General features: G+C 66.7%; 19 protein-coding genes and 2 tRNA genes. 7 read left to right on the forward strand and 14 right to left on the reverse strand.

Annotated elements, in window-relative coordinates; genetic code table 11:
* Window positions 1-8: 8 nt before the first annotated feature.
* The 8 genes from pglZ to JOE57_RS13960 form a co-directional block, all read right to left on the reverse strand.
* Window positions 9-2,504, reverse strand: a complete 2,496-nt coding sequence (gene pglZ, locus JOE57_RS13925; RefSeq protein ID WP_204918875.1) for a BREX-1 system phosphatase PglZ type A — start codon at window positions 2,502-2,504, stop codon at window positions 9-11.
* Complete coding sequence (locus JOE57_RS13930; protein ID WP_204918876.1) at window positions 2,501-2,686, reverse strand: hypothetical protein; 186 nt, start codon at window positions 2,684-2,686, stop codon at window positions 2,501-2,503. Before JOE57_RS13930 ends, pglZ begins: the two co-directional genes overlap by 4 nt.
* Window positions 2,679-6,200, reverse strand: coding sequence for a BREX-1 system adenine-specific DNA-methyltransferase PglX (gene pglX, locus JOE57_RS13935; RefSeq protein WP_204918878.1), 3,522 nt, complete (start codon window positions 6,198-6,200; stop codon window positions 2,679-2,681). The genes JOE57_RS13930 and pglX overlap by 8 nt, the downstream gene beginning before the upstream one ends.
* A 12-nt stretch (window positions 6,201-6,212) precedes the next feature.
* Window positions 6,213-9,734 carry a BREX system P-loop protein BrxC gene (gene brxC / locus JOE57_RS13940; protein WP_204918880.1) on the reverse strand — a complete coding sequence of 1,174 codons (3,522 nt, stop codon included), beginning with the start codon at window positions 9,732-9,734 and terminating at the stop codon, window positions 6,213-6,215.
* A 5-nt stretch (window positions 9,735-9,739) separates the two neighbouring features.
* On the reverse strand, window positions 9,740-10,339 hold the full coding sequence (locus tag JOE57_RS13945) for a BREX protein BrxB domain-containing protein (RefSeq protein WP_204918882.1): 600 nt from the start codon (window positions 10,337-10,339) through the stop codon (window positions 9,740-9,742).
* Window positions 10,336-10,956, reverse strand: coding sequence for a DUF1819 family protein (locus tag JOE57_RS13950; RefSeq protein ID WP_204918883.1), 621 nt, complete (start codon window positions 10,954-10,956; stop codon window positions 10,336-10,338). Before JOE57_RS13950 ends, JOE57_RS13945 begins: the two co-directional genes overlap by 4 nt.
* Window positions 10,957-10,988: 32 nt before the next feature.
* On the reverse strand, window positions 10,989-11,246 hold the full coding sequence (locus tag JOE57_RS18720; protein ID WP_338041315.1) for a helix-turn-helix domain-containing protein: 258 nt from the start codon (window positions 11,244-11,246) through the stop codon (window positions 10,989-10,991).
* Window positions 11,247-11,378: 132 nt separating this feature from the next.
* Window positions 11,379-12,203, reverse strand: coding sequence for an alpha/beta fold hydrolase (locus JOE57_RS13960; RefSeq protein WP_204918885.1), 825 nt, complete (start codon window positions 12,201-12,203; stop codon window positions 11,379-11,381).
* Window positions 12,204-12,357: 154 nt separating this feature from the next.
* Here JOE57_RS13960 and JOE57_RS18725 point away from each other — a divergent pair, with 154 nt between their 5' ends.
* The gene (locus JOE57_RS18725; RefSeq protein WP_338041316.1) at window positions 12,358-12,756 is read left to right on the forward strand and encodes a recombinase family protein; all 399 of its coding nucleotides are present in this window, start codon (window positions 12,358-12,360) and stop codon (window positions 12,754-12,756) included.
* A gap of 421 nt (window positions 12,757-13,177) precedes the next feature.
* On the opposite strand, the gene JOE57_RS13970 is transcribed toward JOE57_RS18725, so the two are convergent.
* The 3 genes from JOE57_RS13970 to JOE57_RS13980 form a co-directional block, all read right to left on the reverse strand.
* A tRNA-His gene (locus tag JOE57_RS13970) sits at window positions 13,178-13,253 on the reverse strand.
* Window positions 13,254-13,355: 102 nt separating this feature from the next.
* Entirely contained in the window at window positions 13,356-13,964 is a 609-nt protein-coding gene (orn, locus tag JOE57_RS13975; RefSeq protein WP_204920460.1) for an oligoribonuclease, read from the reverse strand.
* A 35-nt stretch (window positions 13,965-13,999) separates the two neighbouring features.
* Window positions 14,000-15,223, reverse strand: coding sequence for an MFS transporter (locus tag JOE57_RS13980; protein WP_420827681.1), 1,224 nt, complete (start codon window positions 15,221-15,223; stop codon window positions 14,000-14,002).
* 124 nt (window positions 15,224-15,347) lie between these two features.
* Between JOE57_RS13980 and JOE57_RS13985 the strand changes: the two genes are divergently transcribed.
* Window positions 15,348-15,420: transfer RNA gene (locus JOE57_RS13985), tRNA-Arg, on the forward strand.
* Window positions 15,421-15,446: 26 nt separating this feature from the next.
* Here the strand turns inward: JOE57_RS13985 and JOE57_RS13990 are convergent.
* Window positions 15,447-15,890 (reverse strand): MarR family winged helix-turn-helix transcriptional regulator, encoded by a 444-nt coding sequence (locus JOE57_RS13990; protein ID WP_204918886.1) that lies wholly within the window; start codon window positions 15,888-15,890, stop codon window positions 15,447-15,449.
* Between the two features lie 66 nt (window positions 15,891-15,956).
* Between JOE57_RS13990 and JOE57_RS13995 the strand changes: the two genes are divergently transcribed.
* Window positions 15,957-16,580: a maleylpyruvate isomerase family mycothiol-dependent enzyme gene (locus JOE57_RS13995; protein ID WP_204918888.1), complete on the forward strand. Its 624-nt coding sequence runs from the start codon at window positions 15,957-15,959 to the stop codon at window positions 16,578-16,580.
* A gap of 45 nt (window positions 16,581-16,625) precedes the next feature.
* Here the strand turns inward: JOE57_RS13995 and JOE57_RS14000 are convergent, their stop codons facing one another.
* On the reverse strand, window positions 16,626-17,456 hold the full coding sequence (locus tag JOE57_RS14000; protein ID WP_204918890.1) for an oxidoreductase: 831 nt from the start codon (window positions 17,454-17,456) through the stop codon (window positions 16,626-16,628).
* A gap of 253 nt (window positions 17,457-17,709) precedes the next feature.
* Entirely contained in the window at window positions 17,710-18,222 is a 513-nt protein-coding gene (locus JOE57_RS14005) for a MarR family transcriptional regulator (RefSeq protein WP_204918892.1), read from the reverse strand.
* A gap of 75 nt (window positions 18,223-18,297) precedes the next feature.
* Between JOE57_RS14005 and JOE57_RS14010 the strand changes: the two genes are divergently transcribed.
* The 4 genes from JOE57_RS14010 to JOE57_RS14025 all read left to right on the forward strand — a co-directional run bounded on the left by JOE57_RS14010 (window position 18,298) and on the right by JOE57_RS14025 (window position 24,346).
* The gene (locus tag JOE57_RS14010; protein WP_204918893.1) at window positions 18,298-19,179 is read left to right on the forward strand and encodes a slipin family protein; all 882 of its coding nucleotides are present in this window, start codon (window positions 18,298-18,300) and stop codon (window positions 19,177-19,179) included.
* Between the two features lie 81 nt (window positions 19,180-19,260).
* Window positions 19,261-20,772 carry a PrsW family intramembrane metalloprotease gene (locus tag JOE57_RS14015; RefSeq protein WP_204918895.1) on the forward strand — a complete coding sequence of 504 codons (1,512 nt, stop codon included), beginning with the start codon at window positions 19,261-19,263 and terminating at the stop codon, window positions 20,770-20,772.
* A gap of 53 nt (window positions 20,773-20,825) precedes the next feature.
* Window positions 20,826-22,700, forward strand: a complete 1,875-nt coding sequence (locus tag JOE57_RS14020) for a GTPase domain-containing protein (protein ID WP_204918896.1) — start codon at window positions 20,826-20,828, stop codon at window positions 22,698-22,700.
* Window positions 22,700-24,346, forward strand: coding sequence for a YfjP family GTPase (locus tag JOE57_RS14025; RefSeq protein ID WP_204918898.1), 1,647 nt, complete (start codon window positions 22,700-22,702; stop codon window positions 24,344-24,346). Before JOE57_RS14020 ends, JOE57_RS14025 begins: the two co-directional genes overlap by 1 nt.
* The last annotated feature ends 128 nt before the right edge of the window (window positions 24,347-24,474 follow it).

Here is a 24,474-nt window from a genome sequence, read left to right on the forward strand (position 1 = left end):
TGCTTCCCCTAGAAATCGAAGTCCGACGTGAACGAGCGCTTGAGCAAGTACTGAGCCCGCTGGTAGACGCGCCACTGGGTGGTGTTGGGTATCTGCTCTTCGAGGCGGAACTCGACGGAGCGGTTGTTGAACTCGTTCGCGTCCTGGCTGAGCAGCATCCGTGCGCTCTGGTAGCGGTCGCGCTTGTCGTCGGACGGCTGGTCGAAGATCAGCTCGGACTGGTTCGAGATCAACGTCTCACCGACGTAAATGCCTGCCCGAAGCGTGCGCGGCTGCACCTTTTCGCTGACGGGCTCGGACTGGAAGAGTTTCACGACAAGTTGACCCGTGGTGATCTTGTCGGTCTCCGGCAAGACCTCCACGTTGACCAGACGAGTATCGCTCTTACGCTTCTTGTTGACCGTCAGCACCGGCACGACGACCTCCTGGAGTGAGGCGCCGCCGTGGACGAACCGTGAGCCTGCGCCGGGCAGCTTGAGCCGGTGGATTGACTTGGGAATCTGCACTTCGAGATCGCTGCTGAGCCCGAGCTGTTCAGGCTGGAACTTTCGGAATGCGGGATCGTCCTTGAGGCCTCGCCCCAGTACGTATCGGCGGTTCGTCACCACGAGGTCGTCGCCCTGGGGCTTGGTGGAAAGGTAGAACGCATCGGCGAGCGCGGTGTCTTGGTAGAGGAAGCCGTGGTCGGCGGTCACGAGGATGTTCGTCGCGTTCGCGTTGGTCAGACGTTTGATGAGGTCGACCAGATCGCGCAGAGCGTCATTGGCGGCCTCGAACACCTGGCGTTCGGTGCGGGCTTTGTCACCCACTGCGTCGATCCGGTCGTGGTACACGTACAGCACCTGATGCGCGCCATATAGCTCCCGCAGCTCGGCGCGCGGCATGGAGAGGACTTCCTCTGCCTGGATCGCGAACCCATCTACCAGAGCAAGCACCTTATTGCGGTTCCCTGTTCCGTCGGAACGCTGGCCGTCGACGAGCACCGGGTCCCCACCGTGGGAGTGGCCCAGCTTCTTGTGCGGCAGGAGGGCGGCCATGCCGAGTTGGGTGTAGCTCGGGAGGACGCCGAGCACCGCTTCGAGCGTTGCGTCGAACCGGTCTTCTTGGCGGATGCGTGAGCGAAGCTCGTCGGCGACCTCGTAGCGCAGAGCGTCAGAGATGATGACGACGGCCTTCCGGTTGCCCTTCCGGATGATCGGCTCGACGTGATCGGCGAAGAACCTCGTCTGCGGACGCAGCGTCACCGACCGCCAGTTATCCACCGCGTCGACCTGCTGCTGCCAGGTGGTGCCGAGTTCGTAGAGGAACCGGTTCGCGTAGTGCTTCTCCACCTCGACCCGGAGAACTTCGAGCGGGCCGGCGTACTCGGTCGTGCGGGCGGCGAAGTGGAACTGCCGGTAGAGCTGGTCGATGCGGAACCAACTCTTGCGGTACCGGTCGAGACCCTCGTCGAACGAGGTGATCTCGAACTTCTCGGTCGCGAGTTCACTCAGCACGTCGGAGGCCGCGCCGAGCGCCGCATACAGTTCCCGATAACTATCAACCCAGATGCTGCTTTGGCGAGCACGGATGGTCTCGAACACCTCGCGCGCACTCATCGTCCGCTCGACGATGGCGCGAGCGAGGGTGCTGATGACCTTGCGTTCTACGTCCTCGAAAAGATCGTTCCCGACGAGTTCAGAGAGTTCGGCGTCTTCGATGCTGCTGGCGTAATCCAGGCTCTCCGAGGCCCGCCGTGCCAGCATGGCAAGGGCGTCAGCGCTGCGGCGGTCGTTGCGCAGGCTCGCGAAGTCGAGCTGGATGTTGCGCAGGGCGGCAGGGGTGTCCGACGCGAACCCGTTGATCGCCTGGCGGAATATCCACAGCACGAAGTCATCGACGCTGGGTTCGCTCGCCTCGTAGCCGTAAATCTTGGCGACGCCGGCCCAATGGAAACTGTCGAGTCCCTGCTCGGCTAGGGCCTCGTACTTGTCGCGGTCGTCGCGCGCGTTCTCGGTCAGCAGGGCGCGCGTGAGTTCCAGCATGCTGTGTTCGCGCTGACCAAGCAGCACCGCGCACATCTTGGCGCGCAGCCGGTCCGCGTTATCTTCGGCCGTGAGCAGTGCCCTGAGGCTCTGAACCCGCTTCGCGGCGCGGAAGAACTTCTCATGGTCCCGGATCACCGCGTCGATCCCGCTGCCGGTGAGGCCGAGCCCCTGACGCACCAGCGTCGTCCGGTCGGCGGTGAATACCCCATACGCCAGTTCAAGATCGAGAAGCCAGTTCCCTATACCGGGCGGCACGGGGGCTCCGCGGTAGATGAGAAACTTGCCGGTCGGCTCATCATGGAGCACTCTGTTCTTCACCGCGTACTCGTTGTTCTCCACCCGCAACGTGGTGACACCGGCGACGTCCAGGGCGTCGAGCTCGGAGGCGTACTCGCCGTCGGCGTCATGCCAGAAGACGAGCCGCTGCGACTCGAACCGCTGCTCCAGGTGCGGGAGGACCGCGCTAAGTGAACTCACTCGTCGCCCTCCAGCTTTCGCTCGATCGCTCGCAGAGTCTCAAGGTCGGCGGCGTCAGCTTTGAGCGCTTCCTGGCGCTTGCGCTTACCATCGAACTCTGCGTAGCCGGCCCCGGCGAGGGACTGTCGTGCCAGTGAGACGACAATCTGCCTGCCACCTGGCGTCCGCTCGGTCTCACTCATCGGCAGACTCCAACCCTGTGATCTTCTTGAGGGCCGGGTAGAGCTTCGGATAGTTGGCCCTCACCCCGTCATCGAGGTCGATCGCGATCTGCTGCGATGCCAACGGGTAGAGCACATCGTGCTCGTACTCGCCCAGCTCCAGTAGCACCTTACGGAGCCGATCAGACTCTTTTAGCGCCGCAGCCTTCTCGCGTGGCGTGCCGTCTCCGGCGGCGAGACGATCCTGGTGCTGGAGGTTCGCCTCCAGCTTCGACTCGAACTCGCGCAGGTACTCGTTCAACACCGTCGAGACGGTGGACGGGGTGTAGCGGTGCATGTAGATCAGCGCGTTGAACGACCCTTTCGGACTGGAGAACAGCCAGTAGATCGGGCGCTTCTTGTACCGCTGCACGTGATCGTCGTAGAACTTCGACCGACCGGCCCGAGTGATGAAGTACTCTCGCAGCGCCTTGACCCCAAGCGTCTCCTCAACGAACCGAAGGTTCTCCTCGAAGTGCTGCTCCCCAAACGCCGCCCGCAGGAACTGGCGGAACCGCGCAACGATGTCATCCTCGAACCAGTCACCATCGACGATCGGAAGAACGTTGTCTGCATCGGGGACGAGGGTCGGCACCGGCACCTTCGTGAGGTAGTCCTGCACCGTTGATCCTTGATCGGCGAGGAGGAGGCCGGGTTCGTCGAGGCTATAGCGACCGAACATGCAGCCCACGGAATAGGAGACGAGGTCCCCAACGAGAATCCGAACAGCTCCCAGATCACGCTCGGCATCTGTCACCGCATTTGGAACCACGAACGCCGGATTACGGAAGAGCGTGATCTGAGCCTCTGCAACGTCCGTTTCCACCTCGCCATCAAGACCGTACAGCTTCGAGTAGAACTCGTTGTTGGCCGCTTCCAGGCCACGAAGCTCCACCGTCAGTGCTCGACCGTCTCTGATTGACGCTGAGCATGAAGCAGCTAGCGTCGCTCCCGATTCTCGATGTGCCGTGAGGGCTGGCGACACATCAAACCCCCAGGAGTGCTCGCGCGAATCCCAATCATTGCGCGATATCTCTATTGCACGTTCCACGCGATTCGACACTTGGGACGCTTCAAAGTCAAGGCTGGGCATATTCCCGATCTCGGTACTCGTGTAACTCAGCCCTGGGGACATGATGTCAAGGTAAAGTTGAGCCACGACCGAGTTCGTGAACGCCAACACCTCGCTTATTGCCGCTGCACTTCGCGGGAATATCATCCTGCCTGTGTCATCGAATACGAACCCGGCGGGCGAATAGCGGGTTGCGAAGGTGGCGCCACCGTTCTTCGTGTAGGTGATTCCCTCACGGCCTTGGTACTCCAGATTTCGCGGCGCGGAACCAGGATGCTGTCGGATACGCATGCCAGCGTCCTCCCAGTCCATAACCACGGTGTTGTTCCCGTACCACCTGCGAGGCTCACCCCCGCTGTTGCACGGCGCCCAGCGAAACTTCGACGCGCTGTCTCTGGAGCCAATTGGGGCTATTCGGCCGAAGGAAACTTCATGCCAACACCGTTGGAATCGCGAGTTGTCCCCGGTCGAAACGCCCGACTTGAGCTCCGCTCGCGAACCAAACGACGCCTTTCCCTCGAAAGACCTCGCAACCCTCTCCGGAATCCAGTAAGCAACCGGCAAACCCGGGACCATCCGAAATTGATCTACTGAGGCTCGGAAGCGACGCGAAGCGTCCCCAACGCCAAGTTCAAGAAGACGCCGCTTGCCCACCTCGTTTGGCGCGAGCGTCAAGTCGAGAAATTCGCCGACTACCCCCGACACGCCATCGCCGGTCAAAACGAACGCCGCTGTCGAAACAACTTCGCCGCCAATGGAGTCGAACGCGCCAGGCCCGAGTTGAATAAGTGATGCAATGGACCCCCCATTCAACACGCCCTGCCGGAGATCCCGATAGGATGATCCGAACATCCACTTCTGCATGGTGATCATTGCCGTGAACCCACTCGGAACGACCAACCTGCGGGCACGGATGATGAAGGCAGCCCACAAATCCGATGGTGCTTCCGGGAAACGGGCCTTCACGAAGGTTGCCAACCGGTCGCCCATGTTGCGCAGAACCATGTAGGGCGGGTTTGTCACCGCAACGTGGTAGCGCTGGCTGAGGTATTCGGCCTGGGCTATGACCCGTCCTGCGCAGTCCAGCAAGTTGGCCAGGAGGATGTCCCCACCGTCGTCGAGCTGGGTGATGTGCTGCTTGAGGTGAACGGTCAGCTCCGGGTTAGGCTGGATGAGCGCCCCGAACGTGTCGGCGTGCTCGAACTGGTTCCAGAAGGCCGACTCGGCGTGCTTGTCGCCGCCGCGGGCCAGCAGGAAGTCGATCTCGTCTGGCGTGAACCGGATCGGGTCGAGGACGCAGACGTTGGGCGCGACTGGCTTGTTTAAGAACGTCCGCTGCTTGGCGCGGGCCTTCATGGTCAAAGCGAACGCCGCCAGCGCTCCGGCACGTGGGTCGATCTCAGTGCCGTAGAGGTTGTGAGTGAGGATCACCTCAGGAATCTCAGATGGGGCGTAGCCCTCTTCCTCGTAGATCGCGTAGAGCAGGTTGAAGGCGTAGGTAAGCATGTGGCCGGAGCCGCAGGCCGGGTCGATGACCTTCAACTCCTCGGGGCTGCTGATCTTGAGGAAGTCGGTCTCTTCGTCGACTGGTGCGATGTAGTAGTCCATCTGGTCGGCGAGCCGGGAGGAGGGGTGGTTGAGCATCCAGAGGCGGCCGAGGGAGTTCTCGACGAGGTAGCGGACGATCCAGTGCGGGGTAAACAACTGGGTCGCGGCGGGAATCTCGGTAGCGCCAGCCTTCTTCCCTTTCTTGAACTCTGCGAAGACTTCACTTTTCCGCTCAGAGATGTAGAACTGGTACAGCCAGCCGATCACCTCGACATCCCGGGAGACCTCCTGAGTGAGCACCGCAGTGGCCCGGGTGAGGATGGAGTCCGCGGCGAGGAGGTTCGCGGGGATGAGGAGTTCGGTGTAATCGCCTTCACGCTCGAACATGAATGGCATGGAGCGGTTCCAATAGCGGCAGTACTCCGCGAGCAGAAGTGTGTACGCCTCGCCTTGGGCGTCTGCGCTGGGACGGGTGCCGTCGAGGAGTCCGATGATCGTGTCAAGGGTGCGCTTGTTGCTAACAACGGCGGGGTCGATGTTGCCGCGCTTGGCGTCGGCGAGTACCTCTGGTTGTCCGGTCTGCTGGCCATGAGCGGGTGAGACGGCGCCGACGCCGGTGTAGCCGTTGGCGTCCATGAAACGCAGCGCGATGATGCGGTTGAACCAGGTGTAGGCGACCTTGTCGGCGACCGCGTCCTTGCCCTTGGCTCCGCCGCCGGCAGCTGCGATGTCGCGTTCGAGCATGGTGACGGCACGCGGTTTCTCGACCCGCTCCGGTGAGGCTGGGGCGAGCACGGCGGTCAGTCGGGCGCTGACCTGGGTGATGAGTTCGCGCCTGGCCCAGGTGGCGAAGCTCTTCAGCGGTGCGGTTTCCATACGTGTTGTCTCCTACAGCGCGATGCGCTTGTCGTCGTTGAGGGCCTGGACCAGTGCCGCACGCAGCGCGTCGAGGTAGCGATCGACGTCCTCCTCGGTCTCCAGAACGCCGTGGATACCGGTGGCGCTGATGCTCTTGACCGAGACGGTCTGCTTCGTGGGTTGGGCGGGGGTTGGCTCGTCGTTGTCGTCCGCGCTGCTGGTGCGGGGCGACGCGGCGAGTTGGTCGAGGATTGCCGGGTATGTGCGTTCCTCGAAGGTGTTCGCGATCTCGCGGACGATGGCGATCTGGCTCTCGCTGCGAATTCGGTCGAGGATCGCGCTGACCTTCTGGCTCACGCTGTGCTGGGCGTCGTCGGTGGCGTCCAGATAGATCGTGCTGGTCTGGAGGGGCGCCCAACGGGAGTCGATCTCCAACAGTGCTTCATCGCGGTTGGCCACAAGCGCATCGTCGATGCGGGACTGGAGCTCGACCGCGGCAGCCTTGAGCTTGGTCATGCGATTGCCACGGAAGGCCTGCGGGTCGGCGAGGAGTTGCGCCACGTCTTGGCTGCTGCCGGAGGGGAGGTAGTTGAGATTGCTGGCGTTGCCGGCAACCAGCTCGGTTGCCTCGTCGAAAATCTTCCGCTGGGCGCCGCCGAGGAATGCCTGGATGGGGTCGATGATGTCGGTCTTCGCGTCGAGCAGATCGGCGGCGATGGCGAATTCGGTCAGGTACCAGTCGTCCGGCCTACCAGCGACGGACTCCAGCAGCGAGATCGGAGCGTCGAGCTGAGAAACGAAGGGGTACTTCGAGCCGCTGACTCGTGCCTTGAGCTCGTCGAGCTTGGCGCGGAGGCGTTCGCTGGCGTGCCGGGCCAGTTCGAGGGGGTCCTTCGGCGCGGTGGGCTCGTCGAAGAAGTCTGTGCAGAACGCGCGCAGTGCCGCGACCTTGCGCTGATCGAAGGTCCTCTGCGGAGCGACGACGGCGTGGGAGTGCTTCTGCGTGTTGCGCAGCGCGGCGGCGACCTCGCTGCGCTTGAGGATGTTGGAGTCGACGGTGAGGATGATCTTCGAGGTGCCGACGAGCCAGGCTGTGACGCACTCGATGGAGGCGAGGTCCCAGCCGTAGGGCTTGGCCTGGAAGTGATCGACGATCTTCTTGACCGTGACCTGCTCACCGAGCCGGTCACGCTGCAGCAGGTACGACAGCAGCTCGTCGGCCGGTGCGGCGAGCGCGTGGAGCGAGGAGTCGTCAATCATCGCGGACTGATCAGGGTTCGCGAATCCGGCGACCTGCTGCTCGGAGTAGGTGCGTCCGCCAAGGAGGCTCAGCTGCGTGTAGGTCCGCGCGATGAGGTCTTGGAACCCGTCAGTGATCCGGGTGATTGCGTCCTGCGACCCCGCCGGCAGGTCTGCGGCGTTGATGACGAGATCGGCGCGTCCGACGGCGCGGCGGATGCGCTCGACCAGCTCCTTCTCCCGCTCCGCGTTCTGGGTCGCCTTGGCTCGCAGAATCTGCTCCTCGGTCGGGGACAGTGAGCTGGTCTGCTTGCGCTTGGTGTACTTCTCGGTCTTGATCAGCAGCCGCAGGTCGGCCAGCACCCGGTCATCGGGGGCGAGTATCACGCGCAGCTCGTCTTTGCCCGCCGAGTGCATCCGAATCTCCTCCGGACCGTAGGGGTACTCGGGGGTGATGAAGTGCAGCGAGAGTTCGCGCTGCTGGCCGAAGGCCTGGTCGTCGAGCTTGTACCCAAACGCGAAGTCCTGCCCGTTCTTGGCGTAGCGGAGCTTCGATGTCTTGACGACATCGCCGGAGAGGATCTTGTTGAGCCGGGTCGAAACCTCGGAGGAGTCGATCTCGACGTTCTTGATCTCTTCCTCGATCACCTGCTCTTCGTTCGTCAGGTACTCGTACACGTTGCCGTTGCGCTGCACATAGGTCTGCGTCTCCAGCAGCGTCAGCGCTTCCTGAACCTGCTTGGACAGCGCCGGCAGGTCCAGCCCGAACCGGTTGTAGACCAGCACAGTCAGGTTGCGCGGGGTGGCCTGGAAGCTCTCCACGTATTTCACCAGAAACAGCGCCTTGAGCAGCCGCACCGCGAGCTTGGTGACCGGTGAGCCGCTGTTGGGAAGGTCGCGCTCGGCCCGGTCGATGGAGCGCTGTGCTGCGGACTTCAGCGAGGCGCGGATGCCAGCGAACATGCTGTCGAATGTGGCCAGCGTGCCGATCTCGACGTCACCGATGTCCTTGGCGACCTGCTGGACGACACCCAGCATGGAGCGTTCACCGACAGAGCTGTTGCGGCCCTCGAACACGTTGTGGTCGGAGATGCCCTCGATCGCGGCCTGGAACAGAGGGAACTGGTAACTCACGAACGGGTAAGTGCCAACGAAGTGGGCCTCGTCGGTGAAATTGCGGTAGGTCTTGGCGCCATCGACGAAGTCGAAGAGCGTCTTGAAGTTCGCCGACTCCTGCGCGTAGACCGCTTCGAGCACCTGGGCGCCCTTGTTGTTCTTCTCCAGCAGGCGCTTGCGGATGACCTCTTCCACGTCGGCGGAGGTGAGCTTGACGCGGGTCTTGAACCGGGCCTGAATCTTCGAGAAGTCGTTGCCTTGCTGCTTGGTGCGGTCTCCGACGACCCTGTCCATGTCCTCCTGTGAGGTCACGAACACCCAACCACGCCCGCCGCACTTCGTGTTCAGTGACTCGGCGATCGTCTGAAGGTTCAGCATCAGATGCGTGTTGGAGCCGATGAACTGCCCGACCTCATCGACGAAGAAGTTCAGTCGGTAGCCTGCTGGCTGCTTGTCCAGCCACGCGCGGACCTCGTCGGCGAAGTCCTCGATCGACACCGAGTAGGTGTCCTGATAGGTCTTCAGGACGTCGGGAGCGGTCGATGCGTCCAGGCCGGTGATCTGGGCGTATGCCTCGTTGACCTGGCGGCGAACCGTCGGGAGCCCGAAGCTCGGCCGGCGCTCCACCCATTCGCGACCGGACACAGCACGGAAGGCGTCCTTGAACGCGTCCAACTGGCCCTCGTCGTCGAGCTGCCGTTCGAACCGGGCGATGTGGCCCTGGTCGCCGTAGTAGCCGCGGGACTCATCGAAGACTTTCACGAACACACGCAGCAGGGCGTCGGTTTGATCCTTGCTAATCAGGGTGGCCTTCTGGTCGATGTTGAACAGGAGGCTCTTCGCCGGGATGCGGTCGGCCTTGTCGAGCAGCGGTGGCAAGAAGGCGTCCGTCGCCTTGGCGCGGAAACTCGCCGAGACGCGGCCGCGCGGGAAGTCGTCGCCCTCCACGTCGCCCAGGAGGTGCGCGAGCATCTTCAACAGGTGCGACTTGCCGGAACCGAAGAAGCCCGAAATCCACACACCGTTGGCGTTGGTGTAGCTCGTGTACGCCTCAAGCAGCAGCTCCAGCCCCTTGGCTGCCTCGTTGGTCAGGACGTACTCGTCGACCTCGGTGCCCAGGTGCGCAACGTCATCGGCCTTGATGACGCCCTCGATGGGCCGCTGGACGTCCTTGGCGAAAATCTCAGTGAGTTGCATGACGGTCACGGTTCCTGTTCCAGAATGTTCTTGGCGCGGTAGTACTGGTCGTCCTTCAACCTGCCGAACAGCACCAGCGACGAGCCGAGGGTGTCGGACTGCTCATAGCGGCCGGGGAAGAACATGAGCATCGGTCGGCCTACCACGACGCTCTGCAAGTTGTTGAGCACGTTGTGGGAGCGGATGTAGGGGAAGACTTCGCCGATCCCGGTCAGGAACACGATGTCGAATCCGCCGTCAGCGAGCTTCGCTCTAATGGCAGGAGCGAGGCGCTGCTGCGGGTTGAGCATGGACTGCAGCATCTCGGTGAACTCGGCCTTGTCCAGCTCGGGCTCGACTTCAAGCACTTCGTCCCAGTCGCCGCGCTCCTTGAGAACCTCCACCGACAGGTCGTAGAGGTTGATCTCGCGAACCTCGATGCCTCTGCTCGCCAGCCGGTTCTTGACCCGCTTCTTCGCCTTCGCCACGTCGAGGGCGTGCTCGGGCTCGTAGGGGTAGATGAAGAACGGGACCTCGTTCGAGAGACCCTCCATCTTCAAGAAACGATCGCCGCTGAGCACCGCGAACAGGTGCTCCTCCTCATGAGTGAGTTCATTCAATGTCACAGCGTGCCCTCCTTGCCGTCGCGAGTCGGGAGGAACCGCACATCGCTGGGTACCTGCGCATCCAGCGCGTCTCGGACCCGCTCGGACAGGGGCGCGTGGACGATCTCACCGCCGGTGAGCAGGCCAGCCTCGGTCAGCATCCGGAACACGGTTGAGCGGAGCTTCTGCAACGTCGAGTCCTTCACCTCAGCGAGCTCCGGATGCCACAGCGCCTTCCCTCGAACGAAGCTGTCGAAGTCGTCGTAGCCAAGCGTGGGCGTGAGCAGCAGGAACCGTTCCCGCACCACTTCCTCGGCGAAGTCGCCGATGAACGCGTAGCGTCGACATGCCGCGACCCACATCAGGTGGCCACGCTCGCTGGGACTGGCGTCGCGCAGCAACTCCAGTTCAGCATCTGTGAGCACCGCCAAGCGCTGCGCGACCTCGCGCGCCAGCCGGAACCCGGACGATGCGGTTCTCGCCTGGAGCAGATTCTCCGCGCGGAGCTGGTCGCGGACAGCACTCCAGTCACGAACGTCCAGGTAAAGTGGCGCGGCGATGACGGCCTCCCTGGTCAAGAGGGCACCGCTGGTGAACGACAGTGCGTATCGGCCGTCCGTCTGGAATGTGACGCTCATCTGGTGCCTCCTTCCGGTTCCTGGGCAGTGGATCAGGTTATGGGGTGCCACCGACAAAGCGACGGTGACGGCTGAGAGTGGTGCGATGCCCACCCCGACTGCGCGGTCTCGGACGAGGACGCGGCCCCGCCTCGTCTCACCCAGTCGTCGATCTCGCTGGCTTGGAACTTCCAGAGGCGCCCGATCTTGTGGGCGGGCATGGCCTTCTCGGCGATCCAGGTGTAGACGGTGTCTTTGGTGACCCCGAGGTGGGCGGCGATGTCGTCTGCGGACAGCCACGGCTCAGCCACGTTGGTCCTCCCTCGCTCTACGGCCCGAGCGGGCCAACACGCTTGATGATATCGGGAGTGTGCCTCTTGAGTCGGGTTTGTCCGGGCGTGGCCGAACGAGATGGGTGCCGTGGGCGGTTCTCGCGAGGTTTGTCAGGACGGGATGCGCGTGGTGAGCCAGGTGGTCACCGCCGACTGCCATCGGCCGGGGTCGGAGTTCCACGACAGCGTGTGTCCGGCATCGAAGGCCTCCAGCGCGACGAGGTCGGGGCGGCGGTCTTGGAGCGCTTGTGAGAGCCGTATCTGTACGGAGTCGTCCTGGGTGCCGTGGAGGATGAGCGTGGGCGTGGTGAGGTCGGCCGCTCGGACGGTCCAGTCGAAGGATCGGAGCGGGATGGCCGCCGGTAGGCCGACCATGCGAGCCAGGGGGCGGAGGGTCAGCCACGGGATCGCGAGGCTGCCCGCTGCTGCGGGGAGGCCGCTGCGGGTGCAGTTCGCCTTGATGACCTCGGTCCAGTCGAGCACGGGCGAGTCGACCACGAGGCCCGCGATGGCGTCTCGGTGCGGCGAGCGGTTGGCGAGCTGGAGCGCGATGGCTGCCCCCATCGACCATCCGAAGAGCACGATGTGCCGGGCTCCGTGCCGTACGGCGTACTCGATGGCGGCTTCGGCATCGGGGGTCTCGGTGGCGCCGAGGGTTGAGCGGCCGTTGCCGACCCGTGGGCCTTCGCCATCGTTGCGGTAGGTGGTGACGAGTGAGGTGTAGCCGAGATCAGTTGCCGCGAGCACGCCGCGGAGTGTTCCGGCTCGGATACTGCCGAGGCCATGGATGTGAATCGCCCAGGTTGTGCGGTCGCCGTCGAAGCGCCAGGCGGGGGCTGGCCCTGCGGGAGTACCGATGGTGATGTCCTGTGCGTGGAGGCCGGCGTCCTGTGGGGTCGCGTAGTAGATGCCGCTCCAGGAGGTGCGGTCGCCCACTCTCGGAGTGAATCCAGGCGCGCGCTTCTCCACCCTTCTCGCGACCCGAGTTGTCCCGCGATCGAGTGTCTCTGCGGAGACCTGTACCCAGTCGCGCAACCTCGCCACCGAGGTGGTCAAGGGTTTGTCGCAGAAGGCAGCGCAGGGAGGCACAGTGGCGAGGGCACCCATCGGCTACCGCAACGTCGGGGTGCGTGACGAGTTCGGACGGGAAGTCCGCACCGTCGAGACCGACGGTGAACGAGCGCCGCTGGGCCGGTGGGCGTTCCAGGTGTTCGCTTCCGGCGACTGGACGACGAGCCAGCTCCACCAAGAGCTCGTGGCCTGCGGACTGACCAGTGCGGCGACGCCACGACAGCCATCGCGGCCCATCACCAAGTCTTCTGTGCACCGGATGCTGACGAACCCCTACGACAAGGGCAGCGTGCGATATCAGGGTGTCACCTACGCCGGAGCGCACGAGGCGATCGTCCCGAACGAGGTGTGGGACCAGGTTCAGACCGTGCTCGGCGCTCACCGCTCGGCAGCGGACGCGACCCAGGTGCATGAATAACAGAAGCTGCTCCAGGCCCACTACGCCGGCGCGATCCCGCTCGATCTCCTCAAGAAGGAGCAGGACCGGATCACGGCCTCGCTGGAGACCATCGCGTACCGGATCGCCGCGCACCACGGGCACTACGCGGACGCGCGGGCGAATCTCGATGACTCACTGAACCTGCTGTCCAACGTCGCCGACATCTACGCCAACGCTGACGACGCGAACCGCCGGCTGTGCAACCAAGCGCTGTTCAAGGCGATCTATGTCGACGAGGACAACGACGTGCGCGTCGGCTACCGGACTCCATACGACGGACTGAGCGACGCCGACTTGCAGGCCGACGCTCTCACCTGGGCCGCCGAGGCAAAGAAAGAGGGCCAGGTGCGAACTTCCTCCAAGGGTGGTCCCTTGGTCGAAAGTTCACACCTGACCCACCTGGGGTGAGTAACGGGACTCGAACCCGCGACTTCCTGGACCACAACCAGGTGCTCTACCAGCTGAGCTATACCCACCATGCTCCCTCGAGGGCGGACCTCGGCCCGCTCACGTGCAGCAGCGTGAAGTGTAGCCGGAGAACCGGGTGCAGCGAAAATCAGGCCGCCCCGGTAGCGGACTCAGGCGCGCGGCGCGCCGGTCAGGATGCCCTGGTGCTTGGCGGCGATCTCCTTGGCGGTGGCCGTGTCCGGGCCTGGCGGCGCCACGAACAGCGTCTCGCGGTAGTAGCGGAGCTCTTCGATGGACTCCTGGATGTCGGCCAGTGCGCGGTGGTTGCCGCTCTTGGCCGGCGACTGGTAGTAGACGCGCGGGTACCAGCGGCGGGCCAGCTCCTTGATGCTGGACACGTCGACGTTGCGATAGTGCACGTGCGACTCGAGGGTGGGCATGTCGCGTGCCAGGAACGCGCGGTCGGTGCCGATCGTGTTGCCCGCCAGCGGGGCCTTCTTGGGCTCCGGGATGAACTGGGTGATGTAGTCCATCACCTTGTGCTCGGCGTCGGCCATGGTCAGACCGGCGTGCAGCTGGTCCAGCAGCCCCGAGGTCTCATGCATGTTGCGGACGAAGTCGCTCATCTGGGCGAGCGCCTCGGCGCTGGGAGCGATCACCACGTCGACCCCGTCACCGAGCACGTTCAGGTCGGCGTCGGTGACCAGAGCCGCCACCTCGATCAGGGCATCATTGACGAGGTCCAGCCCGGTCATCTCGCAGTCGATCCACACCAGCATTTCGCTCACCCGCCCCACTCTAGGCCGCGGGCTTGTCACCTTCGACTCGCGACCCGGTAGGTGTGCGGCTTGGGGGCGTAGCGCGGCACCCATCGGCCCAACCAGCCGGAGCCGGCCCAGGTGATCACGGCCAGGGTGACGGCCGCCACCGACAACGGCGCGAACAGGGTGACGAAGCTGATCACCAGCGGACCCAGGGCGTTGCCGAAGTCGCTGCAGAGCCGCCAGCCGCCCAGGAACTGGGCCCGTGCGTCGTCGGGGGAGGCGTCGGCGCCCAGTGTCATCACGATGCCCGCCGAGATCCCGTTGCCGAGCCCCATCAGTGCCGCGACCAGGCCGATCGACAGGGCGCCGGAGGTGAACGGCAGCAGGAAGAAGCCAAGGCCAAGAATGATCATGGACGGGACGGTCACCCAGACCCGGCCGAACCGGTCCATGATCGCCCCACCCGGATAGAACAACAGCATGTCCACACCGGCGGAGATGCCGAAGATCAGGCTGGTGGTGGTGGCGTCCAGCCCGTGCGCCTCGGCCCAGAGCGGCACGATCGACTGCCGGGTGGCCCGGGCGGCCGAGAGCACGAGGACGCCGCTGCCCAGGGTCAACAACACCCGTCGGTGCTCGGCCAGCACCGACCAGACGGACCGGTGCCGGCGCCCGTCGGGTTGGTTCACGTGGTGCCCGTGAGTGATATCGGGCAAGAGGAAGGTGAGCAGGGCGGCTGCCAGGCTCATCGCGGCCGCGAACCCGTAGGCGGAGCCGATGCTCCAGTGGGACACGAGCACCGCGCCGATGAACGGTCCGATGAACGACCCGATCCGGAACGTGCCGCCCAGGGTCGACAGGGCACGGGCCCGCATTCGGATCGGGATGGCCTCGGTCAGGTAGGCCTGCCGGGCCAGCGAGAACACGGCTCCGGCCAGGCCGGTCACGAAGACTGCGGCGGCCAGCAGGACCACCGAGTGCGCCAGGAAGGCGCAGAGCAGTCCGAGCGAGTCCACCAGGCAGGCACCGATCAGGGCCCGCTTCTCACCGATCCGGGCGGCCAGCGCCCCGGCGGGCAGGTCGCCGACCAGCTGGCCGATGCCGATCAGGGCGACCACCAGAGCGGCGGTGCCGACGCTTGCCCCGAGCGCCCGGGCCGACAGGGCGATCAGTGGGATCACGGCGCCGTAGCCGATCGAGACCAGCACGGTCGGGCCGTACGCGGGCAGCACCAGCTTGCTCCAGGGGACCGCGTGCTGGTCGGGGTGGCTCACCGGGAGAACCCTATCGGCCGGCCGGCGGACGCCGGCGCGGCCCCGGCGCGCATCGCCTCGGTAGGAGAAGTATGGCCGGGCAGATAAAATGCCTAGTCGTGCGCCGGCCGCCAGGCCGCGCTCGGCCCCCGTAGCTCAGAGGATAGAGCAGCAGCCTTCTAATCTGTCGGTCGTAGGTTCGATTCCTACCGGGGGCGCGACCACCCGCTGAAGCGACCTTCGGTCAGGCGAAGGGATCGGTGATCTCCCGCAGAGCCTCGAGCGCCTGCCGCAGCTCGCGGGTCCTGGCCGGTCCGAGATGCGCTTCCCACGCGCTCTCAATCTCGCGGACCACCGGCACACTCAGCTTCACCAGTGCCCGGCCCAGGTCCGTGACGACCACCAGCCGGGCGCGGGCGTCGGTCGGGTCGGGGATGCGGTTGACGTATCCCGCCCGCTCCAGCTGGTCCACGATCGACCCCACAGTCTGCTTGCTCACCTGTGCCGCCTGCGCCAGCTCGCCGAGTCGCGACCCGGCTGGTGCGATGCGCTGGAACACCCGGGCCTGGCTCAGCGGAAGGTCGTGCCCGTGCGCCTTGAGCGCGGCGAGCACGGCCGACTCCATGAACCGGTACGGGATGAACAGCAAGAGTCCGAGGTTCATCGCCTCAGCGTCATCGGCAGCCATGGCTTCATCGTGACAGAAGTCCGAAGTTCGGACTAATATGGGAGGGTCGCAGAGAAGGGGTCGGCTATGAACGAGGAGTACTGGTCGGCGGTCCGTACGGTCCGGCTCAGGATTGCCGACCTGCTGGAGACGCTCAGCCCCGCCGAGTGGGAGTCCGCCTCGCTCTGTGCGGGCTGGCGGGTCCGCGACGTCGCCGGCCACCTGGCCCTGGTGCCCACCATCACCACCTGGCAGATGATCGCTGCCGCGCCCCGCGCCGGCTTCAACCCGAACCGCATCAACACCCTGCTCGCCCGGCGTGCCGGCTCCGTTCCGCCGCAGCGGATCGTCACCAAGCTGCGTGACCACGCCGACGACCGGACGACAGCCCGAGCCCTGGACACCCGCAACTCACTCTTCGACGTGATCGTGCACAGTCAGGACCTGGCGATCCCGCTGCGCCGCGACTTCCCGGTCCCCGTCGACTACACCCGCCAAGGACTCGAACGGGTCTGGGCCATGGGGTGGCCGTTCAACGCCAGCCGCCGCCTCGCCGGGCGCAGGTTGACGGCCACCGACACCGACTGGTCCGTCGGTGCGGGGCCGGAGGTCCGTGGCAGCGCGCTCTCCCTGCTGCTCCTGATGACCGGGCGCACCACGGCCGCCCGGAGCGATCTCGCCGGCTCCGGAGTCGAGGGCCTGCCCTCCTGACGTCTCCGAAGCCCCACGATCACGAGTGTGCGCGGCTTCTCGGACTCAGGACGTGAAGGCGGTGCTGAGGCTGGTCTCCTCCCATTCATCCAGCTCCCTGAGCAGCCCGTCGGCCACGGCCCGGAAGGCCTGCAGCGCGTCCTGACCGAGGATCAGCATGAACGGCGAGCTGGGCGCCTCGACGGCTGTGATGATCGCCCGCGCGGCCCGCACCGGGTCGCCCGGCTGGGTGCCGTGGGTGGTGTCGTGCTCCTTGCGCCGCCGTCCGGCCGTGTCGGCGTAGTCGGCGATGGGCTCACGCGCCTGCTGCAGCGAACGGCCGGAGAAGTCGGTCCGGAACCCGCCGGGCTCGACCACCGTCACGGAGATGCCGAGCGGCTCGACCTCCCTGCGGAGCGATGCCGACATCGCCTCCAGGGCGGCCTTGGCCGCCGCGTAGTAGCCGGAGCCCGCCGGCGAGATGCGCGCGCCGATCGAGGAGATGTTGACGATGGAGCCGTGGCGGCGGGAACGCATGCCGGGCAGAACCGCCTTGATCATCGCCACAGCACCGAAGAAGTTGGTGGCGAACAGCTGCGCCACGGCGGGTTCCTCGCCCTCCTCGACCGCGGCCCGGTAGCCATAGCCGGCGTTGTTCACGAGCACGTCCACACCGCCGAAGCGCTCCTCCGCCTGCTGCACGGCGCGGGTGACCTGTGCCTGATCGGTGACGTCGAGCGAGAGGGCGAGCGCGGTGGCGGGATGCGCGTCCGCCAGATCCTGCACACTCGCCGCGTCACGGGCGGTGACGACCGCGTTGTGTCCGTGCGCCAGGACCGCCTGGGCGAGCTCCCGCCCCAGCCCTGTCGAGCAGCCGGTGATCAACCATGTGGGCATGTCCGTCATCCTCCCTGTGAAATCAACTGAGCCTTTGGAATTAATCGAGCCGGTGAAATCAATTGAGTTGTGTGCCGATCCGTCTGGTGGTCGACGTGTCATCGGCCTCATCTCGGTCACGGCGATGCCTGGGGCTTTCGAAGGCGTCCGGGCTGCGCGCTGGCCACGACGCTACCGCCCGCAGCGTTGGACGTGGGAGGCCCTGCCATCTGTCTATGACCGCCAGTGCCTGTCTGTGGCCGCCCCAGGACGATCATCTGCCGGTGCGTCGCTCCGGGGCCGGTCGGTCGCCGTCGCCGCCGTCCTGCTCCAGCAGCGCGTCCCACTGCAGGGTGCGGAAGGCCACTCCTATCCGGCGCAGCTCGTCGCGATGCAGCTGGTCCAGCCGAGCCAGCGCCTGCTCGCCGCTCCGGGTGAGCTGGACGCGTACCGCTCGGGCATCGTCGGGGTGGCTGGCCCGTTGCACCAGCCCCTGCTGCTCGGTCCGGTCGACCAGCTCCACCACGCTGTGATGGCGGACCTGCAGCCGCTCGGCGAGCTCGGAGACCGAGGCCCAGTCACGACCCGGGAACCCCTTCAGAGCCAGCAGCAACTGGTAGCGCTGCGCGGTCAGTCCGTGGCTGCGGACGTACTCCTCGCTAACTCGCAGATAGCGCCGGATGCCGAACCGGAACCGGGCCAGCTCCTCGAAGTCGGCCTTGGTCAGGGGGTCCGAGCCGCGCTCGCCGTCGCCGCTCGCGCCGTCGGTGGGGCTCGACGTCGTCACGCTGCACCTGGCGCTTCCACGGCTGTTGAGGCGCTATACATCGTGTTACGATATCAGAGTCGTGAGGAGGGTGCGATGGCCGTCTGGGTCATGGTGCTGATCGGGGTGGTGCTCCTCGCCCTGGTGGGTGTGGGCATGAGCCTTCGGGTGGTGCAGCAGTTCGAGCAGGGCGTCGTGTTCCGGCTCGGCCGGGTGCGGCGAACGCTCCGCGGCCCCGGTTTAGTGCCGATCGTTCCGGTCATCGATCGGCTGCAGAAGGTGAACATGCAGATCATCACCATGCCGGTCCCGAGCCAGGAGGGCATCACCCGGGACAACGTAACCGTACGGGTGGATGCCGTCGTCTACTTCAAGGTGGTCGACCCGCGGTGCGCCATCGTCGACGTGGAGAACTACGAGTTCGCGGTCGGACAGGTGGCCCAGACCTCGCTGCGCTCCATCATCGGCAAGAGCAACCTGGACGACCTGCTGACCAACCGCGAGCAGCTCAACCAGGGGCTGGCGCTGATGATCGACAGTCCGGCGCTGGAGTGGGGTGTGCACATCGACCGGGTGGAGATCAAGGATGTCGCCCTGCCCGAGTCGATGAAGCGCTCGATGTCCCGGCAGGCGGAGGCCGAGCGTGAGCGGCGGGCCAGGGTGATCACCGCCGACGGTGAGCTGCAGGCCTCGAAGAAGCTGGCCGAGGCGGCGGACGTGATGGCCGAGAGCCCCGCCGCGCTGCAGCTGCGGCTGCTGCAGACCGTGGTGGAGGTGGCTGCCGAGAAGAACTCGACCCTGGTACTGCCCTTCCCGGTCGAGCTGCTCCGCTTCCTCGAACGGTCCACCCCGCCGGCCGAGACCACGGGCGGCACGGAGCGGGTCAGCCTATCCACTCTCCGTGCCCCGTCGGAGCCCGGCCCGGGCGTCCCGGGTGAGCTCGACCAGCCCTCGCACCCGGCCAGCATCAGCGCCTGACGCGGTCAGGGAACGAACGGCCGGGCCCTCGAGGCGTGCTGGCTGCAGGACGTGGTCCGCGGCTTGGGTAACCTTGGCGGCATGTCGGTCACCCAGGCGGGTCACGCACCTGCGCGCGCTCGCGCGTCCAAGCGGGCAGCCCGGGACCAGGACCCCCGACGGACAGCCGCCCGGTCAGGAATCCCGCGTGAGCCCGACCCGGGCGAGCCGTGGCCGAAGCGGATGCTGACGAGCAAGCTGTTCTGGCTCAGCGTGGTGATGCTGCTGGTCTACGCCACCTGCCTGGTGCTGCTCTACCGTCAGGTGGTGCCCGACCGGCAGGTGCCCGGTGGCAAGCTGCTCGGGCTCGGCACCGAGGCCATCCCGCTGGCGGCGAAGTACGCCGCCGTCACCGCCATCCCACTGTCGCTGGTGTTCCTGTGGGCGGACCGGTTCCGGCCGCAACGGTTCTGGATCTGGCTGATGACCTTCGGCTGGGGCGCCTGCGTGGCCACCTTCCTGTCCGCCCAGATCAACAGCTGGGCAGCCTCGCACCTGAGCATCCTCGGCGACGGCGACCCCGCAACCGGTGCCCGTGCCGCCATCTACGTCGCGCCGTTCGTGGAGGAGTCCACCAAGGCGACGGTGTTGTTCTGGCTCGCCATCCTGATGCGCTATCAATGGGTCAGCCGGCTCAGCGGCATCGTCCTGGCCGGCCTGTCCGCTACCGCATTCGCGTTCGTCGAGAACATCCTCTACTACGGCCGCGTCTACCGGTACGCCGCCCAGACCTTCGGCGAGGTCGAGCCGGAGCAGGCCCTGCAGTCATTGTTCAAGCTGCGCGGACTGATGACATTCTTCGGCCACCCGCTCTTCACCTCGATGACCGGGATCGGCCTGGCGGTCGCACTGCGCTCCAAGAGCAAGGTGGTCCGGGTGGTGGCCCCACTGGCCGGGTTCTGTGCGGCCGCCTTCCTGCACATGTCGTTCAACGCGACCGCGACCCTGGTGAGCGGGCCCTCGCTGCTGTTCATGTACCTCGGTGTCGCGGTCCCGGCCGTGGTCGCTCTGACCGTCTTTGTCGTCCGGCAGCTGTTCCGCGAAGGGCGGCTGATCCGTGAGCGACTGACCGACTATGTTCGACTGGGCTGGCTGCCGGAGGGTGACCCCAGGGACCTGTCCCGGCTGCGGACCCGAACCAAGGCGCTCTGGCATGCGCTCTTCCTCGGCCCCGCCGTCTTCCTGGACACCATCAGGATGCAGCGGGCGATGACCGAGCTCGCCTATCTGCGCGATGCGATGACCCGCGGTCTGGTCGACCGGGCCGGGCTGGCGCGGGAGAAGGTGCTGCTCAGCCGGGTCCGCAGTCTGCGGGGATCCGCGGTGCTGCACCCGACGGGTCGGGCCAGCTATCCGCAGTTCCGGAAGCCTGCCTTCCTCGACCGCAACGACACCGCTGGGGCCGCCTGGGCCCCGCCGAACTATCCCGGTCCGGCCGGCATCGGCGGCAACTTTCCGGCCCCCGGCGCGCCGCAGCCCGGCAGCGCACCGCTCGGTCAGGCGGCCACGCAATACTCTGAGGTGGATCCCAGCTGGAAACCTCCGGGCCAGTAGCTCAGTCGACCCGGACCGATCAGGCGCCATCGGCGCGGGCACAGGAGCAACAAATGCCGAGCAGGCTCGAGTCCGCACTGACCGAGCTGCGCGCCGCCGTCAGTCCGGTCCGGCTGCCGTTGGTGCTGCCCGGTGCCGCCGAGAAGCAGGCCACGGTGCGCGAGATCACCAGCCAGCTGGACGACTATGTGCTGCCGAGACTCGCCACCATCGACGCGCCGCTGCTCGCCGTCGTCGGCGGGTCCACCGGTGCCGGCAAGTCCACCCTGGTCAACTCGCTGGTGGGTCGGCGGGTGACCGCTCCCGGCGTCATCCGGCCGACGACCCGGGCCCCGGTACTGGTGCACCACCCGCTCGACTCACGCTGGTTCATTGACGACCGGATCCTGCCCGGGTTGGCGCGGTCGTCCGGAGCGGCCGCCGACTCCCGCGCCATCCAACTGGTGCCCGAGGACACGATCCCTGCCGGTCTCGCCATCCTTGACGCCCCAGACATCGACTCGGTGGTCTCGGAGAACCGGCAGCTGGCCGCCCAGCTGCTGGCCGCGGCCGACCTCTGGCTGTTCGTGACCTCGGCTGCCCGGTACGCCGACGCGGTGCCGTGGGACTTCCTGCTCTCTGCTGCCGACCGCAGCGCAGCCGTTGCCGTCGTGTTGGACCGGGTGCCGCCCCAGGCGATGCAGGAGGTGCCGGCGCATCTGGGCCAGATGATGACCGACCGGGGTTTGGGCGAGTCGCCGCTCTTCGCGGTACCCGAGACCACCGTCGACGCCACCGGCCTGCTGCCGGCCTCGGCGATCCAGCCGATCCGGAGCTGGCTGGCGTCATTGGCACGCGACTCGGCCAGCCGCGCCGAGGTGGTGCACCGCACGCTCGACGGGGCCATCGCTGCGCTGGTCCGGCGGGCGCCGACCCTCGCGTCGGCGGTCGACGACCAGCTCGAGGCGGTCCGGCAGCTGCGCGACGAGGTGGACCACTCCTATGCCGAGGCTGTCCGTACGGTCGGGGTACAGACCGCCGACGGGACCCTGCTGCGCGGCGAGGTGCTGGCCCGCTGGCACGAGTTCGTGGGCACCGGTGAGTTCTTCCGTGCCCTGGAGCAGAAGGTCAGCTGGCTGCGGGACCGGGTGGTGGCCGCCTTCAAGGGTGAGCCGCCGGGCGCCGGCAACCTGAAGGTCGCGGTGGAGTCGGGGCTGGAGGCCCTGCTGCGCGAGCAGGGTGACGCCGCGGCCGAGCGGGCCGAGGCGTCCTGGCAGGCGCATTCGGCTGGGCGGGAGCTGCTGCAGCGGTCGCCCGAGGATCTGTCCCGGTCGTCCCGCGACTTCGCCGTCGACACCGCCCGGACGATCCGCGACTGGCAGGGGGCGGTGCTGGAGCTGGTCGCCGACGAGGGGATGAGCAAACGCTCGAGAGCCAGGTTCCTCGCGCTCGGCGTCAACGGTGTCGGGGTGGCGCTGATGATCGTCGTCTTCGCCCATACCGGTGGTCTGGTCGGAGCGGAGGTCGGGGTGGCCGGCGGCACCGCCGTGCTCGCCCAGCGGGTGTTGGAGGCGGTGTTCGGCGACCAGGCCGTACGCCGGTTGGCCGAGACCGCCAAGGAGGAGCTGGACTCCAGGGTGGAGGCTCTGATGTCTCAGGAGCTGCTGCGCTACCACCGGATCCTGGACGGCCTCGGGCTCGACCCGGAGCAGGCCGTCCGGCTGCGGGAGGCGGCGGACGGAGTGGAGCGGGCGCGGGCCGAGGGGCTGCCCAGGTCGGCCGGCAACGGGGAGCAGCAGCTGCCGGCAGGGGAGGAGCGTCGGGCGATCGAGGCGCCGACGGTCCGCCAGGTCGACCTGCAGACCGGCTCGGCGGAGGGGCCGAACGACATCGTCGACGCCGAGATCGTCGAGGAACGACCGGCCTCTCAGCGAGGAGAGCTGCGCTGATGGTCCAGAAGCTGCTGGCACGCAAGGATGACTCGGCTCGGCTGGTGGAGCGGATCAGGGCCTTGGACACGGCCGCCGGGCTCTGCGAGGGGCGGGTGGACGACCGTGCGGTCGCCGAGGCTCGGCGGCTGATCGAGCAGGCCGACCGGCGACTGGCGATCTCGGGGGATGCGACCGTGGTCGCCCTGGCCGGAGCGACCGGATCCGGCAAGTCGAGCACCTTCAACGCGCTCAGCGGGACCGACATGGCCGTCGTCGGTGTCCGCCGTCCGACCACGTCGCAGGCGTTGGCGGCGAGCTGGGGCGACAAGTCCGCCGAGGAGCTGCTGGATTGGCTGAAGATCCCGCGTCGCCATGCTGTCGAGGACGACCCGGCCGAGGCCGCGGCCCTGGACGGCCTGGTGCTGCTGGACCTGCCCGACCACGACTCGACCGAGCTGTCGCACCGGATGGAGGTGGATCGGCTGGTGCAGCTGGTCGACCTGCTGGTCTGGGTGGTCGACCCGCAGAAGTATGCCGACGCCGCACTGCACGACCGCTACCTCAAGCCGCTGGCGCGGCACGCCGACGTGATGATGGTGGTCCTCAACCAGGCGGACACGCTGACCCCGGACGAGCGCGACCAGTGCCTGCGGGACCTGGAGCGGCTGCTGGCGGCGGAAGGGCTGGGCCGGGTGGAGGTGCTGGCGGTGTCGGCGGTGACCGGGGAGGGGATCGCCGAACTGCGTCGGCTGCTGGCCCGGCAGGTGGCCGAGAAGAAAGCGGCGGCGCGCCGGCTGGCGGCCGATGTGACCCAGGCGGCCGAGCTGCTGGCTGGTGCCCAGGGGGGAGCCAGGGCGAAAGGGCTGCCCCCTCAGGCGATCGACCGGCTGAACCGCACACTGGCCCGGGCAGCCGGGGTGCCCATCGTCACCGACGCCGTCCGGAACGCCTGGCGCCTCCGGGGCGGGCTGGCGACCGGCTGGCCGGTACTGGCCTGGGTGGCCAAGTTCAAGCCCGACCCGCTGCGCCGGCTGCACCTGGACCGGCTGGGCGCTGGAGGGCGTCGGAAGGAGCTCGACCCGGCCCGGATCAGCCGCACCTCGTTGCCCGCTGCCGGCGGCGTCCATGACGCCCGGGTGGAGTCTGCACTGCGCGACCTGGCCGACGAGGTCTCGGCCGGCCTCTCCCGCGGCTGGGTGGACGCCGTCAAGGCTGCCGCCAGGTCCCAGCACGCGCTGCTGCCGGACAGCCTCGACCGGGCAATGGCGACCACCGACCTGGATCTGGACCGGCACAGGCGCTGGTGGACGCTGGTCAGGATCCTGCAGTGGCTGCTGGTCGTGGTGGTGCTGGCCGGGTTGGGCTGGCTCGGGTCGGCCTTCGTCTTCCTGTATCTCCAGCTGCCGCCGTTGCCCAGGGTGGCCTGGTGGGGGCTCCCCGCCCCGACCGTCCTCGTGGTCGGGGGGGTGATCGCCGGCCTGCTGCTGGCCGGGCTCAGTCGGATCGGCGTCGAGGTCGGGGCCCGCCGCCGGGCTGCCCGCGCCGGCCGGGCGTTGCGGGCCGCGATCGGATCGGTCAGCAAGACTCGGGTGCTGGACCCGGTGACCGCTGAGCTGGAGCGCTACGAGCAGGCCCGACTCGCCCTGGAGCAGGCTCGGAGTTGAGGCCGGTCGCGGTTTCGGCGGTTGCCCTGGTCGTCGTCCACAGGCAGGTGCGGGTGCCGACTTGTCCACAGGTCGGCGGAGTACGTGCACGATTTCGGCCGGCCTGCACAACCTTCTTCTGACACGTC

Source organism: Microlunatus panaciterrae (assembly GCF_016907535.1).
Taxonomy (GTDB): Bacteria; Actinomycetota; Actinomycetes; order Propionibacteriales; family Propionibacteriaceae; genus Microlunatus; species Microlunatus panaciterrae.

Coding starts and splice junctions, on each gene's coding strand:
- pglX (WP_204918878.1), bottom strand. CDS start 6,200: ATGGAAACCGCACCGCTGAAGAGCTTCGCCACCTGGGCCAGGCGCGAA.
- JOE57_RS13990 (WP_204918886.1), bottom strand. CDS start 15,890: ATGGCTGCCGATGACGCTGAGGCGATGAACCTCGGACTCTTGCTGTTC.
- JOE57_RS14000 (WP_204918890.1), bottom strand. CDS start 17,456: ATGCCCACATGGTTGATCACCGGCTGCTCGACAGGGCTGGGGCGGGAG.
- JOE57_RS14025 (WP_204918898.1), top strand. CDS start 22,700: ATGGTCCAGAAGCTGCTGGCACGCAAGGATGACTCGGCTCGGCTGGTG.
- JOE57_RS13950 (WP_204918883.1), bottom strand. CDS start 10,956: ATGAGCGTCACATTCCAGACGGACGGCCGATACGCACTGTCGTTCACC.
- JOE57_RS13930 (WP_204918876.1), bottom strand. CDS start 2,686: ATGAGTGAGACCGAGCGGACGCCAGGTGGCAGGCAGATTGTCGTCTCA.
- orn (WP_204920460.1), bottom strand. CDS start 13,964: ATGCTGGTGTGGATCGACTGCGAGATGACCGGGCTGGACCTCGTCAAT.
- brxC (WP_204918880.1), bottom strand. CDS start 9,734: ATGCAACTCACTGAGATTTTCGCCAAGGACGTCCAGCGGCCCATCGAG.
- JOE57_RS14020 (WP_204918896.1), top strand. CDS start 20,826: ATGCCGAGCAGGCTCGAGTCCGCACTGACCGAGCTGCGCGCCGCCGTC.
- JOE57_RS13995 (WP_204918888.1), top strand. CDS start 15,957: ATGAACGAGGAGTACTGGTCGGCGGTCCGTACGGTCCGGCTCAGGATT.
- JOE57_RS14010 (WP_204918893.1), top strand. CDS start 18,298: ATGGCCGTCTGGGTCATGGTGCTGATCGGGGTGGTGCTCCTCGCCCTG.
- JOE57_RS14015 (WP_204918895.1), top strand. CDS start 19,261: ATGTCGGTCACCCAGGCGGGTCACGCACCTGCGCGCGCTCGCGCGTCC.